Genomic DNA, 15,060 nt, shown 5'->3' on the forward strand with positions numbered 1-15,060 from the left:
CTGTCATTTTCATTTCGTAGACTCGCTCGCGTCTAACGCCTTGTAAATGAAGCTAATTATGAACCTAACGCAAATTTTTCGCCGTATTGCGCAGCGTCTCACCCCCCGTCACTTTGGCCTGCTGACGGGCATCTTTTGCATTATTGGCCTTTTCTCCGCGCTGCAGCTCTCCTCGTCACTCCTGCTTAACGCCTCCCTGAACGAAGCCCAGCGCAACGAGCAGCACAACCTGCTGGCCTGGCAGCAGCAGAGCAAGCTGGATTTGGCTCGCGTCTCTCTGCTGGCCGCAAGCGATCTCCTTAACCGCTCCGGCGTCTGGTTTATGCAGGATAAAGAGACCGGCTCCGACGGAAGCTGGCATAGCCTGATGGATGACGCGCAAAAGGCGCTGACGGTTTCGCAGCAGGCATGGAAGGCCTGGCTGGCGCTGAATCCGCCGAAAGACGACGCGCTGGTGAACAGCTATCAACTTTTCTACGGTGCGATCAAAGAGCAGGCGGAAGGTCTGGTCAAAACCAACACCATCGACGCTTTTTTTGCCGTCCCGGCGCAGGCGTTTCAGACGGATTTTAACGACAACTATGCGCGCTATCAGCAGGCAAGCGAGAAGCAGGCGATGCAGGGGCGTCAGAGCCTCATGGCGCAGCTCTCCGATCTGCAAACGTTATTTCTGTTTGCCCCGGTGCTGTTAGTCGCCATCGCCGCTGTCGTCTGGTTCGGTATGTCCCGATGGGTGATTACGCCGCTGCGTCGGCTCATCGCGCATATCAACCGGCTGGCAGCAGGGGATCTCTCCGGCACGCCGCCGAACGTTATGCGTTTCAATCGCGAGATTGGGCAGCTTAGTGACAGTATTGCCACGATGCAGCTTGGCCTGCAGCAACTGGTGACGCAGGTCAGCCATGCCACGGCGACCATGGTGGAGAACATTGATGCCCTGGCACAGGGTAACCAGAAGCTGTATCAGCAGTCGGCACGTCAGGCGAAAGAGCTTGAGGATGTGACGGCGCATATCGCGGCGCTGGAAAGCCACGTTGAAGGCAATACCGGGTATGCCAGACTCGCCAGCGCCCGGGCCGATGAAGCGCGCCAGGCAGCCGTGGGGGGAGACCAGATGATGTCGACCGTAAACGCGTCGATGCAGGCGATCGTCGACCGATCGTCCGAGATGCGCGGGATCGTGGCGATGATCGACAGTGTGGCGTTTCAGACGAACATCCTGGCGCTGAATGCCGCCATTGAGGCGGCCCATGCCGGAAATCAGGGGCGAGGGTTTGCCGTCGTTGCCCGGGAGGTTGGGCTGCTGGCCAGAAAGAGCAGCCACTCGACGCAGACCATTCAGGAGCTGATCAACCGCTCGGTGCAGGGGATTGAAGACGGTTCTCGAGCCGTCACCCTGATGGAAGAGAATCTGCAGCAAGTCACCGGTCTGGTGGGCAATTTAAGCAGTTTGCTTAATGAGATCTCCACCGCCACGCTCAGCCAGGGAGACAGTATTCACCAGATGACGCGTCAGCTTCAGGCGCTGAACCAGGTCTCCCGTCAGACGGATTTGCTGGTCTCTGACGCCTCGGATGCTTCTGAACGTCTGCAAAAGCAATCCGATCTTTTATTGCAGGCCGTTTCGCGTTTTCGTCTTAGCGCCTGACGCAATACATAAGCCTCTGTTATACTCGCAGCCCGTTTTAGCCTGAGGGCAAGGAGCAAAGTGTGGCTGCGGTCATCCATAATGAGATGTTGGACGAGATTCTGGCGCAGGTTCGTCCGTTAATTGGAAAGGGGAAGGTTGCCGACTATATTCCGGCCCTTGCCTCGGTCAGCGGGAATAAGCTGGGCATTGCTATCTGTACCATCGACGGACAGCGATACCAGGCAGGGGATGCAACAGAACGTTTTTCCATTCAGTCCATTTCGAAAGTGCTCAGTCTGGTTGCGGCGATGCGCCAGTATGAAGAAGACGAGATCTGGCAGCGGGTGGGCAAAGATCCGTCCGGCCAGCCTTTTAACTCGCTGCTTCAACTCGAGATAGAACAGGGTAAACCGCGAAATCCCTTTATTAACGCCGGTGCGCTGGTGGTCTGCGATATGCTGCAAAGCCGCCTCAGCGCGCCGCGTCAGCGTATGCTGGAGATCGTGCGCCAGCTTTCGGGCGTCGACGACATTGCCTACGATCCGGTGGTGGCCCGCTCGGAATTCGAACACTCCGCCCGCAACGCGGCAATCGCGTGGCTGATGAAATCCTTCGGCAATTTCCATAACGACGTGGCGACCGTCCTGCAAAACTACTTCCATTACTGCGCCCTGAAGATGAGCTGCGTTGAGCTGGCTCAGACGTTCCTGTTCCTGGCGCATCAGGGGCACGCGCCGCATCTCGATCAGGAGGTGGTTTCACCTCTGCAGGCACGCCAGGTTAACGCGCTGATGGCGACCAGCGGGATGTATCAAAACGCCGGCGAGTTTGCCTGGCGCGTTGGTCTCCCGGCTAAATCGGGCGTCGGTGGCGGAGTCGTGGCTATTGTGCCGCATGAAATGGCGATTGCGGTCTGGAGCCCGGAGCTGGATGAAACCGGAAATTCGCTTGCTGGTGTGGCGGTTCTGGAGAAACTGACCCAGCGTATGGGACGTTCAGTCTACTGATGTCTGACCTGGATCCTCTTTTTTCCCGTCTGGCGCGATCGACGTTTCGCTCGCGCTTTCGCTTAGGCGATAAGGAACGGCAGTACTGCTGGGACAAAGGCCCGGATACCATTGACCAGCATGCCGCGGATTTTGTCGAAAAGCGTCTTGCCCCTGCACAACCTGCAAACGACGGGAAACAGACGCCCATGCGCGGTCACCCGGTGTTTATCGCCCAGCATGCTACCGCCACCTGTTGTCGGGGCTGCCTGGCAAAATGGCATAATATTCCACCCGGTGTTCAGCTCACCGCGCAGGAGCAGCAGTATATCGTCAGCGTTATTCACCACTGGCTGGTGCTGCAGATGAACGCCTAAATTTGACGAGTTATGATCCCGCTGTATTTGTGTTATAGATGCATCTTAAGTGAGCTCCGATCGTGCTGACGACCGCAATAATTGCCATAAGCTTTCATATGGAATGATATTTAATGCGTTCTGCTCTTACCGCTTTCAGACCGTTCCAGCCTGACACGCCGCTGCGAAATGCATCGACGATCTTTATCCTCACCACCTTGTTCTATTTTGTGGGCGCGGAATTACGTCTCGTGGAGGCCTTGTCGCTGTTCTGGCCACTCAATGGCGTGATGGCAGGGATCTTTGCCCGTTATGTTTTCCTGAATCGCCTGCATTACTATGCGGTATCCTATGTCGCGATGCTGTTGTACGACGCGGTCACGACCAGCTGGGGGATGGCCTCCGTGGTGATCAATCTGTCTAACATGGTCTTTATCGTCGTTGTGGCCGTGCTGGTTCAGCGTGACAGGCGGCTGATGAAGAAAACCCCCGATCCGCTTAACGCATTACGCCTGTTCAACTACTGTCTGATCGCCGCGCTGCTGTGCGCGTTGCTCGGCGCGGTAGGTTCGGTCGGAATTGACAGTCATACGTTCTGGCCGTTGTTCGCCGACTGGTTTAGCGAGCAGTTCTCAACCGGCGTGCTTGTTGTGCCGTGTATGCTTACGCTGGGCATGCCCGTGCGCGAATTCAGGTTGCGTCTGGAGCAACTGTTACCGGTTATTGCGCTGATTGTCTCGGTGGTCGCGTCGGTGGTGATCGGCGGAGCGGGGAGCCTCTCTTTTCCTCTGCCTGCGCTTATCTGGTGTGCGGTACGCTACCCATTGCCTGTGACCTGCTTGCTGACGTTTGTCACGGGCGCCATAGAAATTATTCTGGTCGCCAATTCGGTGATTAATATTGCCGTGGCGACGCCGTTTACCACCCCAATGATGTTTTCTGCCCGGCTGGGTATTGCCACGATGGCGATCTGTCCGGTGATGGTCTCCGTCAGCATGGCTGCCATTAATTCCCTGATCCGTCAGGTTTCCCTGCGGGCGGATTATGACTTCTTAACGCATGTTTACTCGCGTTCCGGGCTTTATGAGGCGTTAAAACACGAAGAGACGCACCGGCACTCGCGCTTTCTGACCGTCATGCTGCTGGATATCGATTACTTCAAAAGTATCAACGATAACTATGGCCACGAGTGTGGTGACCGCGTGCTGGCGTCATTTGCCAGACAGGTTCAACAGGTTGTCGGCGAAGACGGCATGGTTGCGCGAATGGGCGGGGAAGAGTTCGCGGTGGTGGTAAACTCTGGTAATGCGCAAAACGGTTATGAACTGGCGGAGCGTATCAGAACCACCGTCGCCAGCCATCCTTTTACGTGGCGCCACCAGACGCTCTATCTGACGGTCAGTATTGGCCTCGGAAGCGGAAAGTCTGAGTCATGGCAGTTGACCGAGGTCTTCAACACGTTGATGGCCGAAGCGGACGATCATCTTTATCGTTCAAAAAAAGCGGGTCGAAATCGTACCAGTGCCCGGACGTCGGACGAGCAGGTTGCCGCGACCTCCGGGAGTGAAATATAGCTGCGTTAATCGTCATAAGGCATTGACGTGAATAGCAAGCGGCTTAACAGGATGTTCGAACACTGACAATGTCTCTGTTTAAGCTACGCTTTTAGTAACGCTTTACGTCAGGAGACATTATGAAAGCACCTGCAACCCCTGAAAATGAAACAGACAGACTGAACTCGCTGCGCGAATCCGGTTTGCTTGAGATAGACAGCTCCCCGGCGTTTGACCGGTTAACACGTCTGGCAAAGCGCTTCTTCCAGGTGCCGCTGGCGATGGTCAATCTGATTGATGAGCATTCACTTATTGTGAAGTCGGCCGACGGGCAGGCACCCAATTCCGTACCGCGTAACATTTCGTTTTGTGGCCATACGATCCTCACCGAAGCACCGCTGGTGGTGGGGGATATGCTGCAGGACGATCGTTTTGCGGATAATCCGCTGGTGGCCGGTGAACCTCGCGTGCGTTTTTACGCGGGCTTCCCGCTGCGCCTGCGTGACGGCGCGAGCGTGGGCTCGCTCTGCCTGATTGACTACGCGCCCAGGGAGTTTTCAGCGGCCGATCTCGCCGTGCTGGGGGATCTTGGCGCGCTGGCTGAAGATGAGTTTGCCGCTATCAGCGCGGCGACAACGGATGAATTAACGGGTTTATTCAACCGTCGGGGCTTTAATCAGCTGGTGCGGTTCACGCTTTCCGTTGCCCGACGCCGGGCTGAGCCGCTCACGCTCGGCTGGCTGGATCTGGATCGCTTTAAGGAAATCAACGATCGCTTCGGGCATGAAGAGGGTGATAAGGCGCTGAAAGCCATGGCGCAACTGATGCGTGCTTCTTTCCGCGAAGCGGATCTGCTGGTGCGTTTTGGCGGGGACGAGTTCGCCGTGCTGTTTGCGGATACCGACGAGCAGGGCGCCTGGATTGCCATGCAGTATCTCGCTGAGCAGGTGGAACACTATAACGCCCGCAAGCTGCATCCCTGGTCGCTTCATTTCTCATGGGGGCTTAGCGAATTCGATCATAACGGCAACGACCTGCAGCAGTGGTTAAAAGATGCCGATGAAAAGATGTACGCCATGAAACAGCAGCGCCAGCGCGCCCGGTGACATAACAAAAGCCTATGTCCGATCCGCTTGCGTTAATAAGTTGTTAAATACAAAGTGAGTGTATTCAACGTAAGGAAAAACAATGAATACCTCACTGCAAATCAAAAATCTCACCCGGGAAGAGATCCTCACCCATCTTGATGCGCTGGCCGGGATCCTCGAAAACTGCGTAAACGGCGGGGCATCCGTCAGCTTTATGCTTCCTTATGGCCTGGATAAGGCCCGTATTTTCTGGCGCGGTATTGCCGAAAGCGTCGCGCGTGGCGAGCGACTGGTGCTTGCCTGCGTCGATGCGCAGGACGGCGTCATCGGAACGGTGCAGCTGATCACAGATCAGCCCGAAAACCAGCCGCATCGCGCCGATGTGGCGAAGCTGCTGGTTCACGAGAAAGCTCGCCGGAAAGGAGCCGCGATGGCATTGATGGAAGCGCTGGAAGCTGAAGCCAGAGCCAGAGAGATTTCGGTGCTGGTGCTCGATACCTCCACCGGCAGCGGGGCCGAGACCTTCTACCAGCGTGCTGGCTGGCAAAAGGTTGGTGAGATCCCGCGCTATGCCCTGATGCCGGACGGTGCCATGACATCCACGTCCGTGTTTTATAAGTTCTTATAATTTTTCTGCACAACTACGCGACGTATTGATCAAAACAGGGTTTCTGGTCGTTAAGTTTTGATAAGTTATCGTACCAATCTTATCAGGCTGTATGACTAATCATAAAAGGAACCTCTTGTGAACACGCTCAACCGTCGCGATTTTCCCGGTGCTCTGTATCCCGAACGCATCATTCAGTTTGGTGAAGGCAACTTCCTGCGCGCGTTTGTCGACTGGCAAATTGACCTGTTAAACGAACATACCGATCTTAACGCCGGCGTGGTTATCGTCCGTCCGATTCAGAGCGACTTCCCGCCGTCATTGAATACACAGGACGGTCTCTATACCACGCTCATTCGCGGTCTGAATGAGAAGGGAGAGGCGGTGAGCGCGAGCCGGCTTATCCGCTCCGTTAACCGGGAAATCGACGTCTACGGCCAGTATGATGCGTTCCTGAAGCTGGCACACAATCCGGATATGCGCTTTGTTTTCTCGAATACCACCGAAGGGGGTATCAGCTACCACGAGGGTGACCGGTTCGACGATGCCCCAGCGGTGAGCTACCCGGCGAAGCTGACGCGTCTGCTGTTTGAGCGCTTTAGCCACTTCAACGGTGCGGCTGACAAGGGCTGGATCATCATTCCCTGCGAGTTGATTGACTACAACGGTGACGCACTGCGTGAACTCGTCTTGCGCTATGCGCAGGAGTGGGCGCTGCCCGCCGCCTTTATTCAGTGGCTCAATGACGCCAACAGCTTCTGCTCGACGCTGGTTGACCGTATCGTGACGGGGTATCCACGTGACGAAGCGGCTGCGCTTGAAGCTGAGCTGGGTTATCACGATGGGTTCCTGGACACGGCCGAACACTTCTATCTGTTTGTTATTCAGGGACCTGCATCCCTTGCCCGCGAACTTCGTCTGGATAAGTACCCGCTAAATGTACGGATTGTCGACGACATCAGGCCCTACAAAGAACGCAAGGTTGCCATTCTGAACGGGGCGCATACGGCGCTGGTGCCGGTCGCCTTCCAGGCCGGGCTGGATACGGTAGGCGAGGCGATGAATGATGCGGAGATCTGCGCGTTCGTCGAAAAAGCAATTTATCAGGAGATCATTCCGGTCCTCGATTTGCCGCGTAACGAGCTGGAATCTTTCGCCAGTGCGGTGACTGGGCGTTTTCGTAACCCTTACATCAGACACCAGCTGCTTTCCATTGCGCTTAACGGTATGACCAAATACCGTACCCGCATCCTGCCGCAGCTGCTGGCAGGGCAGAAGGCAACGGGGCAATTACCGGCACGTCTGACGTTTGCCTTAGCCGCGTTGATCGCGTTCTACCGCGCGGAGCGTGACGGGGAGAGCTATCCGGTGCAGGATGATGCGTGCTGGCTGGAACGTTATCAGCAGCTCTGGGCGCAGCACCGCGATCGGCAGTTGAGCACCCGTGAGCTGGTGCAGTCGGTGCTCAGCGCACGCGAACACTGGGAGCAGGACTTGACGCAGGTAAGCGGTCTTGTCGACCAGGTCACGCTGGACCTGGATGCCATTCTGCTGAAGGGCATGCGCGCTGCGGTTAAACCGCTTTGCTAATGCGTTCACCCGGCTTCGGCCGGGTTTGAACACGATCTATTTAGTTACAACATACTATTGGCTTTGTTTTTAAAAAGCACATGCAGCACTGTGCGGAATTCGCTAATCAGGGGAGAAAATGCAATGTCCCGTTAACAAGCTTGCAACGGTGACGGGGATCACGTTTAATAGCCTCGCTCTTTTCTTTCCTGAAACTCACTATGATCGTTCGTCCTAAACAGCACTGGCTACAACTGATTTTTGTCTGGCACGGTTCGGTACTGCCTAAGATCTATACCCGATTGCTGCTCAATTTCCTGCTTTCTATTGCCGTTATCCTGATGTTGCCGTGGTATACCTCGCTGGGCATCAAATTTACCGTGGCGCCATTCAGCATTCTCGGCGTGGCGATCGCTATCTTTTTGGGTTTCCGAAACAACGCCTGTTATTCACGCTACGTTGAGGCTCGTCTGCTCTGGGGGCAGTTGATGATAGCGGCACGCTCGCTGTTTCGCGAGGTAAAAAACACCTTGCCTGACGATAAGCACCTTGGCGAATTCGTGCGACTGCAGATTGCTTTTGCCAACTGCCTGCGGATGACCCTGCGCCGGGAGCTGAACGCAGAGCAACTCTCTCGCTATCTTTCTCCGGATGATTTACGTCAGGTGATGAACGCCAGCGCGCCCGCGAACCGTATTTTACTGATCATGGGGGAGTGGCTGGCCGTGCGGCGACGTAACGGGCAACTCTCAGACATCCTGTTTCACAGCCTGAATAACCGTCTGAACGATATGTCCATCGTCCTGTCCGGCTGCGAGCGCATTGCGACCACGCCAGTACCGTTTGCCTACACGCTGATTTTGCACCGTACGGTCTATCTGTTCTGCATCATGCTGCCGTTTGCGCTGGTTGTGGATCTGCACTACATGACGCCCTTTGTCTCGGCGCTGATTTCATACACCTTTATCTCGCTGGACACCCTGGCGGAAGAGCTGGAAGACCCGTTTGGCACGGAAGATAACGACCTGCCGCTGGACGCCATCTGCAACATGATGGAACGCGATCTGCTGCAGATGAACGACGAAGAGAATATTCCGGAAAGGCTGGTGCCGGATAAGCACTATCAGCTGACCTGACGGGCGTTCCACTCGTCGCGGGTGATCTCCCACAGCTCGGAGTCCAGCATCCCGCTGACGTAGGCTTTCTTCTCCGTCCTGATAAGCCGCATGCCGCTACTGTCTGAAATACGACGGGAGCGGCTGTTAGCAGCGGCCTTCGGGGCCCGCAAAACGGATTTGTTTAGCGTGTTGAACCAGTAATCCGTCGCGGCAATGCTGGCTTCGCGCATATATCCCTGACCCTGGAACTCCGGCGCGAGCCAGAACCCGCGGTTGTTATCCTCGACGTCGTACAGGCAAATAATGCCCATCAATTCATCCGGCACCTCACGTCGCCGGATGCTCCAGAACCAGGCAATCCCTTTCGCCATATCCGGCAGCGCCACGTTGTTGACATAGTTTTCCGCGCCGTTATCCGGATAGGGCCAGGGCACGGAAGAGACCATATAGCGGACAATCTCCCAGCGCGGATACAGCGTTTGTATCTGGACGGCATCTTCCGCAACCAGCGGTTTCAGCAGTAAACGTTCTGTCGTGAGCGTCGGTATCGTCATGCGCGGATCTCCCTATTTAGGCGTTATGCTTTTGTTTGCGTTCTGGTATTTTCATCTCAATAGCACTCTATCTCAACAAGCTCACTTTTCCATCCTACTATCATCTGCAGAGGTCACTATGGCATTGAGACGAGCCAACCCACAGGAAGCCGAAACACTCTGGAATATTCGCAACCAGGCGATTCGTCACGGCTGTAAAACCAGTTACGACGCAGAGGTCATTGCGCGCTGGACGCCTGATCTGATGCCCGAACGCTATCGGCAGATGGTCATTGAATACCCTTTTTACGTGATTGAAGATGAAAAGGGCGATGTTGCGGCAAGCGGCTATCTCGATCTGGATACCCATTGCCTGGAGGCGATTTTCACCTTGCCCGCAGCCTTCGGTAAAGGCATGGCGACCCGGATTATTGGGGCACTCAAACACGAGGCCCGCAGCCGGGGGATAACCCGCCTGACGCTCGATGCGACGCCTAACGCCCAGTCGTTTTATCAGAAGCTTGGGTTTGTTACGCTGAGAGAACATAATCATCATTCGCGTATGGCGGGGGCTGATTTACGCTGTTTTGAAATGGCAATTGACCTGTAATGTGAGGAAAACATGGCAGTTACGGTAAGACCTTTACGCGCAGAGGATTATTCCCAATGGCGCCCGCTGTGGGATGGTTACACCCATTTTTATGATTGCTTCCTCGAGGAATCCGTCACCGCAGCGACGTGGGAAAGGGCGCTCTCAGCGCATTCATCGATGTTCTGCCGGGTCGTGGAGAAGGACGAAAAGATCATCGGTTTCGCGATGTGCATTTTGCATGAAGGCACCTGGTCAACCGCGCCCATCTGCTACCTGGAAGATCTGTTTGTTGATGCTGCCGAACGCGGGGCGGGAGCCGGTAAGGCGCTCATTGACGCGCTGATTGACGAAGGCAAGCGCGAAGGGTGGTCGAAACTGTACTGGGTCACCCGGGAAAACAACCCGGCGCGTAAACTCTATGACAAATATGGTGAAGCTGACGATTACGTCCGCTATCGTCTCTCCCTCTAAAACTTCAGCGCCTGTGTTTGTATCACACTGTATCAGCGTCCCGGATACATACACAGGCTTGCAATAAACCCGCTTTCGCACATATCCGCTATACATTGAGGTGTTGTGATATCCCCGTGAATTGTACTCAACCGGAGATACCAACATGTTCAGCAAACTTGCTTACTCAACCCTCGCACTGACCGTTTCGCTTGGCACCGTGATGTCCTGTCAGGCCGAAGTCACCGGCACAAACGTCGCCGCAGCCTTTGATCATCCTCAGCAAATTAACGCCGGCGACCTGAATGTCGGTTATGTCGACATTGGCCCGAAAGACGGTCAGCCGGTTATTTTACTGCATGGGTGGCCCTACGATATTCACAGCTATGCCGAGGTTGCACCCGCACTGGCGGCAAAAGGGTACCGGGTCATTGTGCCGTCTCTGCGCGGCTACGGTACCACGCGTTTCCTGTCAGCAAACACACCGCGCAACGGCCAGCCCTCGGCGATGGCGAAAGATATCGTTAATCTGATGGATGCACTGAATATCAGGCAGGCGGTATTTGCAGGATATGACTGGGGCGCCCGGACGGCGGATATCGTCGCGGCGCTGTGGCCTGAGCGCGTAAAATCACTGGTGTCGGTGAGCGGGTATCTCATCAGCAGCCAGCAGATTGGCAAACAGCCGCTGCCGCCAAAAGCAGAGCAGCAGTGGTGGTATCAGTTCTATTTCGCCACCGCACGCGGTGCTGAAGGCTATGCCAAAAACACGCATGACTTTGCGCGCTTAATCTGGTCGCAGGCCTCGCCTGACTGGAAATTTAGCGATGCGGTCTTTAACGCCAGCGCCAAATCCCTCGATAATCCGGACCACGTCGCGGTGACGCTCAGTAATTATCGCTGGCGTTTAGGGCTGGAAAAAGGCGAGCGTAAATACGACCGCTACGAGCAAAAACTGGCCACGCTGCCGAATATCACCGTCCCAACGATCACCATCGAAGGCGGCAACAACGGCGCGCCGCATCCGGCACCGCAGGCCTATGCAGCTAAATTTACCGGCAAATATGAGCACCGCACCTTCGGCGCAACCGTGGGGCATAACCCGCCTCAGGAAGATCCACAGGATTTCGTCAAGGCAGTTATCGACGCGGATAAGCTGTGAAATGTGCTATTTTCAGTACGTTACCCTTCGGTCTGGAGAGTTCGGTGGAACATATTGACCACATCCTTGTCGTCGATGACGACAGGGATATTCGTGAACTGATTGTCGATTATCTCGGTAAGTCTGGTTATCGCGCGACGGGCGCGGCCAACGGCAAAGAGATGCGTAGCGTACTGGATAAACAACATATCGACCTGGTGGTGCTGGACGTCATGATGCCGGGCGATGACGGTCTCACGCTATGCCGGCAGCTACGCAGCGGCAAACATAAAGATCTGCCCATCCTGATGCTGACGGCGCGCAATGAGGAGACGGACAGGATCCTGGGTCTGGAGATGGGGGCGGATGACTACGTGGTGAAGCCGTTTGTCGCCCGTGAGCTTCTGGCACGCATCAAAGCGATTTTACGGCGTTTTCGCACGATGCCGCCCAATTTACAGGTGACAGAAGCAGGGCGGCTGGTGATGTTCGGTGAATGGCAGCTCGATACCGTTGCTCGCCACTTAATCGACCCGGAAGGGGTGATTGTGGCACTCAGTGGGGCGGAGTATCGTCTGCTGCGCGTTTTCCTGGACCATCCGCAGCGCGTGCTGACCCGTGATCAATTGCTCAATCTGACGCAGGGGCGTGACGCCGAACTGTTTGAACGTTCTGTCGATCTGCTGGTAAGCCGGGTTCGCCAGCGTCTCAATGAAGATGCCCGCACGCCCGCCTATATCAAAACCGTACGCAGCGAAGGTTACGTCTTTACGATGCCGGTGACCATCAAAGAGGTTAACGAATGACGCTCTGGCCACGCTCTCTGCTGGCCCGTTTGCTGATCGTCGTACTGTCCGGTTTGCTGCTGGCTAACGCCCTGAGCCTGACGCTGGTCATGACTGAACGCATGCACAGCGCGCGCACGGTGATGCTCGGTAATCTGGAAAACGATGTCGCAACCAGCGTCGCCATTTTAGACCGCTTACCGGCCAGCGAACGCGCCGCCTGGCTGCCTCGGCTTGAACGAGGTAACTATCGTTATATTCTGGGCACAGGAGAACCCGGCGCAGCGCCGACGGATAAGCGTTCGCAAGATGCCATCCGAACCTTAAAAGCGACGCTTGCCGCGCATTACCCGCTTAGCTTTACCGCGGTTCCCGGCGCCATTTCGCATATTCAGGCCCATCTTACGTTACGCGATGGCGCGCCGCTGACCATTGACCTGATCCCGCGCATGCCGCCCGTCGCCAGCTGGCTCCCGATCGTTCTCGTCCTGCAGCTGCTGGTTCTGGCCGTCTGCGCCTGGATCGCCGTGCGGCAGGTGGTACGGCCTTTTTCACATTTTACCCGCGCGGTGGACGCGCTGGATCCGGCGGCCAGCACGCCAATGACGGAAAAGGGGCCGCTTGAGGTGCAGCGGGCAGCGCATGCCTTCAACGCCATGCAGGCGCGCATTCAGTCTTATCTCCGGGAACGCGCACAGATCCTGGCCTCGATTTCCCACGATCTCCAGACGCCCATTACTCGCATGAAGCTGCGTGTCGAAATGGCCGGGGAACCGGAACTACGCGACAAGCTCCTCAATGATCTTGATAGCATGTCTCGTCTGGTGCGGGAGGGTATCGCGTATGCCCGGTCATCAGAATCACTGGAAGAAACGTCGCTGAAGCTGGAGCTGAACGCCTGGGTCAACAGCATCGCCAGCGATTATCAGGACATTGGTAAAAACGTGCAGTTTCAGGCAAGCGAAACCCGCTTGCCCATCGTCACGCGTCCACAAGCGCTTCGTAGAGTGATGACTAACCTGCTGGATAATGCGCTTAAGTTCGGCGGCGGTGCCGTCATTGCCATTGATATTTCGTCTGCCGAAGAGGTGGTGATTCACATTGTGGACGACGGGCCGGGAATACCCGAAGCCGAACTGGAGGCGGTTCTGCAGCCGTTTTATCGGGTTGAAACCTCGCGTAATCGCGATACCGGCGGGACAGGACTCGGCCTGGCGATTGCCGCGCAGCTGACCGCACAGCTGGAAGGAAAACTCAGGCTGGCGAACCGCGCCGGAGGCGGACTGGATGTCGCCATTACGCTACCGCGTCGTGCGTAAAATTGTACGGCTTTGTATCTCCTGGCCTGGGTGATACAGAGCCAGACAAAAACCGCGCGTTTACACATATCCTGAACACATCAGGACGATGAAATAGCCTCACTGCAGTGTCGCAGGACGTGTAATGTGAGGTCATTATGTTTCTGTTAATCGCTTTTCTGGGCGGGATGATAAGCCTGCTCAGCCCATGTACGCTCCCGGTTATTCCACTCCTGTTTGCCGGTTTTCAGGGGCAACGACGACATATTTTGGCCCTGCTCGCAGGGATGGTCGTGATGTTCACCCTGGTGGCGATGGTCGTCACCGTCGCCAGCGAGTGGATAACAGAGGCGACCATTGTCGGGCGCTGGATCGCGCTCGTCATTCTGGCCACCGCCGCGCTGGCCTTAATTTTCCCGTCTTTCGCCCAGCGTATTGCCGGTCCGGCCGTCAGCGCGGGAAATGTCCTCAACACCCGAAGCGGGCAAACGCGCGGAATGGCATCGGCATTTCTGGCCGGGCTTGCGGTAGGACTGCTCTGGTCTCCCTGCGCGGGCCCCATCCTGGGAGCGATCTTCAGCATTAACATTGCGGGGCATTCCGCCATTACTACCGGCGCACTGCTGGCCGCCTATGGCAGCGGATGCGCGCTGATGCTGGGATTACTCGTCATTGGAGGCCGCACGCTAATGACCCCGCTGAGAGCAAAATCGGCACTCATGGCGAAGCTGCGTCAGGGCGCGGGGGTGGCGATGTTAGCGGCAATCGTCCTGAATGCGACGGGGATGACCTCGTTGCTGAAAGGCGCTAACGGCGTCGCAGACCGTCTTGAGACCGCGCTCTTAAACCTGGCAAAACCCACAACCGCGACGGTGAAGCTCCAGCCGGTGGCAATCGCTGAGCCCAGCAGCCAGCTGCCTCCGCTAAGTGGTGGAACAGGATGGATTAACGGTGACCCTGTCACGTCTGAATCCTTGCGAGGGAAGGTTGTTCTGATTGATTTCTGGACCTGGGACTGCATTAATTGCCAGCATACGCTCCCACATGTGCGGGAGTGGGCTACAAAGTATCAATCGCAGGGTCTGGTGGTGATTGGGGTTCACACCCCGGAATACCCCTGGGAAAAACCGCTTTCGTCGGTTAAAAATGCGGTGAAAGAGTGGCAACTGCCGTATCGGGTCGTGACGGATAACAACTATCAAATCTGGAATGCGTTCGGCAACCAGTACTGGCCAGCGCATTACTACTTTGATGCCAAAGGGCAGCTGCGCTATACCGCCTTTGGCGAGGGGGATTATGCTCAGCAGGAAAAGGTTATCCAGCAGTTGCTCAAAGAAGCCCGCCTGTAATCGGA

15 protein-coding genes are annotated in these 15,060 nt (G+C 56.0%); 14 read left to right on the forward strand and 1 reads right to left on the reverse strand.

The features are described from left to right. Positions 1–58: 58 nt before the first annotated feature. From ACMWJS_RS04665 to ACMWJS_RS04700, 8 genes are all read left to right on the forward strand, one after another. On the forward strand, positions 59–1,648 hold the full coding sequence (locus ACMWJS_RS04665; RefSeq protein WP_069719236.1) for a methyl-accepting chemotaxis protein: 1,590 nt from the start codon (positions 59–61) through the stop codon (positions 1,646–1,648). Positions 1,649–1,710: 62 nt separating this feature from the next. After that, positions 1,711–2,637, forward strand: a complete 927-nt coding sequence (glsB, locus tag ACMWJS_RS04670) for a glutaminase B (protein WP_045910537.1) — start codon at positions 1,711–1,713, stop codon at positions 2,635–2,637. Then, the gene (locus ACMWJS_RS04675) at positions 2,637–2,993 is read left to right on the forward strand and encodes a DUF4186 domain-containing protein (protein WP_414746696.1); all 357 of its coding nucleotides are present in this window, start codon (positions 2,637–2,639) and stop codon (positions 2,991–2,993) included. Before glsB ends, ACMWJS_RS04675 begins: the two co-directional genes overlap by 1 nt. A gap of 113 nt (positions 2,994–3,106) precedes the next feature. Continuing rightward, positions 3,107–4,546 carry a diguanylate cyclase domain-containing protein gene (locus ACMWJS_RS04680; RefSeq protein ID WP_414746697.1) on the forward strand — a complete coding sequence of 480 codons (1,440 nt, stop codon included), beginning with the start codon at positions 3,107–3,109 and terminating at the stop codon, positions 4,544–4,546. A 119-nt stretch (positions 4,547–4,665) separates the two neighbouring features. After that, positions 4,666–5,631 carry a sensor domain-containing diguanylate cyclase gene (locus ACMWJS_RS04685; protein WP_262810680.1) on the forward strand — a complete coding sequence of 322 codons (966 nt, stop codon included), beginning with the start codon at positions 4,666–4,668 and terminating at the stop codon, positions 5,629–5,631. Between the two features lie 82 nt (positions 5,632–5,713). Then, the gene (locus tag ACMWJS_RS04690) at positions 5,714–6,241 is read left to right on the forward strand and encodes a GNAT family N-acetyltransferase (RefSeq protein WP_048030473.1); all 528 of its coding nucleotides are present in this window, start codon (positions 5,714–5,716) and stop codon (positions 6,239–6,241) included. 117 nt (positions 6,242–6,358) lie between these two features. Then, positions 6,359–7,810, forward strand: coding sequence for a tagaturonate reductase (locus tag ACMWJS_RS04695; RefSeq protein ID WP_414746698.1), 1,452 nt, complete (start codon positions 6,359–6,361; stop codon positions 7,808–7,810). Between the two features lie 200 nt (positions 7,811–8,010). Beyond that, on the forward strand, positions 8,011–8,925 hold the full coding sequence (locus ACMWJS_RS04700; RefSeq protein WP_048223212.1) for a bestrophin family protein: 915 nt from the start codon (positions 8,011–8,013) through the stop codon (positions 8,923–8,925). On the opposite strand, the gene ACMWJS_RS04705 is transcribed toward ACMWJS_RS04700, so the two are convergent. Next, entirely contained in the window at positions 8,913–9,461 is a 549-nt protein-coding gene (locus ACMWJS_RS04705; protein WP_045910544.1) for a GNAT family N-acetyltransferase, read from the reverse strand. The two genes, ACMWJS_RS04700 and ACMWJS_RS04705, sit on opposite strands and share 13 nt — an antisense overlap. A 118-nt stretch (positions 9,462–9,579) precedes the next feature. Between ACMWJS_RS04705 and ACMWJS_RS04710 the strand changes: the two genes are divergently transcribed. The 6 genes from ACMWJS_RS04710 (at position 9,580) to ACMWJS_RS04735 (ending at position 15,055) form a co-directional block, all read left to right on the forward strand. Continuing rightward, positions 9,580–10,050: an N-acetyltransferase family protein gene (locus ACMWJS_RS04710; RefSeq protein WP_414746699.1), complete on the forward strand. Its 471-nt coding sequence runs from the start codon at positions 9,580–9,582 to the stop codon at positions 10,048–10,050. 12 nt (positions 10,051–10,062) lie between these two features. Beyond that, a complete protein-coding gene (locus tag ACMWJS_RS04715) occupies positions 10,063–10,503 on the forward strand; it encodes an N-acetyltransferase family protein (RefSeq protein WP_414746700.1) in 441 nt (146 codons plus the stop codon). A gap of 145 nt (positions 10,504–10,648) precedes the next feature. After that, a complete protein-coding gene (locus tag ACMWJS_RS04720; RefSeq protein WP_063621625.1) occupies positions 10,649–11,644 on the forward strand; it encodes an alpha/beta fold hydrolase in 996 nt (331 codons plus the stop codon). A gap of 44 nt (positions 11,645–11,688) precedes the next feature. Continuing rightward, a complete protein-coding gene (locus ACMWJS_RS04725; protein ID WP_032647230.1) occupies positions 11,689–12,429 on the forward strand; it encodes a response regulator in 741 nt (246 codons plus the stop codon). Then, positions 12,426–13,727 carry an ATP-binding protein gene (locus tag ACMWJS_RS04730; RefSeq protein WP_235401767.1) on the forward strand — a complete coding sequence of 434 codons (1,302 nt, stop codon included), beginning with the start codon at positions 12,426–12,428 and terminating at the stop codon, positions 13,725–13,727. Before ACMWJS_RS04725 ends, ACMWJS_RS04730 begins: the two co-directional genes overlap by 4 nt. Positions 13,728–13,864: 137 nt before the next feature. Beyond that, positions 13,865–15,055, forward strand: a complete 1,191-nt coding sequence (locus ACMWJS_RS04735; RefSeq protein WP_414746701.1) for a cytochrome c biogenesis protein/redoxin — start codon at positions 13,865–13,867, stop codon at positions 15,053–15,055. Positions 15,056–15,060 lie beyond the last annotated feature (5 nt).

Origin of the sequence: Enterobacter sp. HK-058-C-ECC (genome assembly GCF_047531125.1) — a bacterium.
GTDB lineage: Bacteria > Pseudomonadota > Gammaproteobacteria > Enterobacterales > Enterobacteriaceae > Enterobacter > Enterobacter quasiroggenkampii.

What these genes read in the sequence shown, in the direction of transcription:
- ACMWJS_RS04690 (WP_048030473.1), top strand. Translation starts at nt 5,714, where the DNA reads ATGAATACCTCACTGCAAATCAAAAATCTCACCCGGGAAGAGATCCTC.
- ACMWJS_RS04735 (WP_414746701.1), top strand. Translation starts at nt 13,865, where the DNA reads ATGTTTCTGTTAATCGCTTTTCTGGGCGGGATGATAAGCCTGCTCAGC.
- ACMWJS_RS04720 (WP_063621625.1), top strand. Translation starts at nt 10,649, where the DNA reads ATGTTCAGCAAACTTGCTTACTCAACCCTCGCACTGACCGTTTCGCTT.
- ACMWJS_RS04675 (WP_414746696.1), top strand. Translation starts at nt 2,637, where the DNA reads ATGTCTGACCTGGATCCTCTTTTTTCCCGTCTGGCGCGATCGACGTTT.
- ACMWJS_RS04700 (WP_048223212.1), top strand. Translation starts at nt 8,011, where the DNA reads ATGATCGTTCGTCCTAAACAGCACTGGCTACAACTGATTTTTGTCTGG.
- ACMWJS_RS04710 (WP_414746699.1), top strand. Translation starts at nt 9,580, where the DNA reads ATGGCATTGAGACGAGCCAACCCACAGGAAGCCGAAACACTCTGGAAT.
- ACMWJS_RS04665 (WP_069719236.1), top strand. Translation starts at nt 59, where the DNA reads ATGAACCTAACGCAAATTTTTCGCCGTATTGCGCAGCGTCTCACCCCC.
- ACMWJS_RS04685 (WP_262810680.1), top strand. Translation starts at nt 4,666, where the DNA reads ATGAAAGCACCTGCAACCCCTGAAAATGAAACAGACAGACTGAACTCG.
- ACMWJS_RS04715 (WP_414746700.1), top strand. Translation starts at nt 10,063, where the DNA reads ATGGCAGTTACGGTAAGACCTTTACGCGCAGAGGATTATTCCCAATGG.
- ACMWJS_RS04705 (WP_045910544.1), bottom strand. Translation starts at nt 9,461, where the DNA reads ATGACGATACCGACGCTCACGACAGAACGTTTACTGCTGAAACCGCTG.
- ACMWJS_RS04730 (WP_235401767.1), top strand. Translation starts at nt 12,426, where the DNA reads ATGACGCTCTGGCCACGCTCTCTGCTGGCCCGTTTGCTGATCGTCGTA.
- ACMWJS_RS04680 (WP_414746697.1), top strand. Translation starts at nt 3,107, where the DNA reads ATGCGTTCTGCTCTTACCGCTTTCAGACCGTTCCAGCCTGACACGCCG.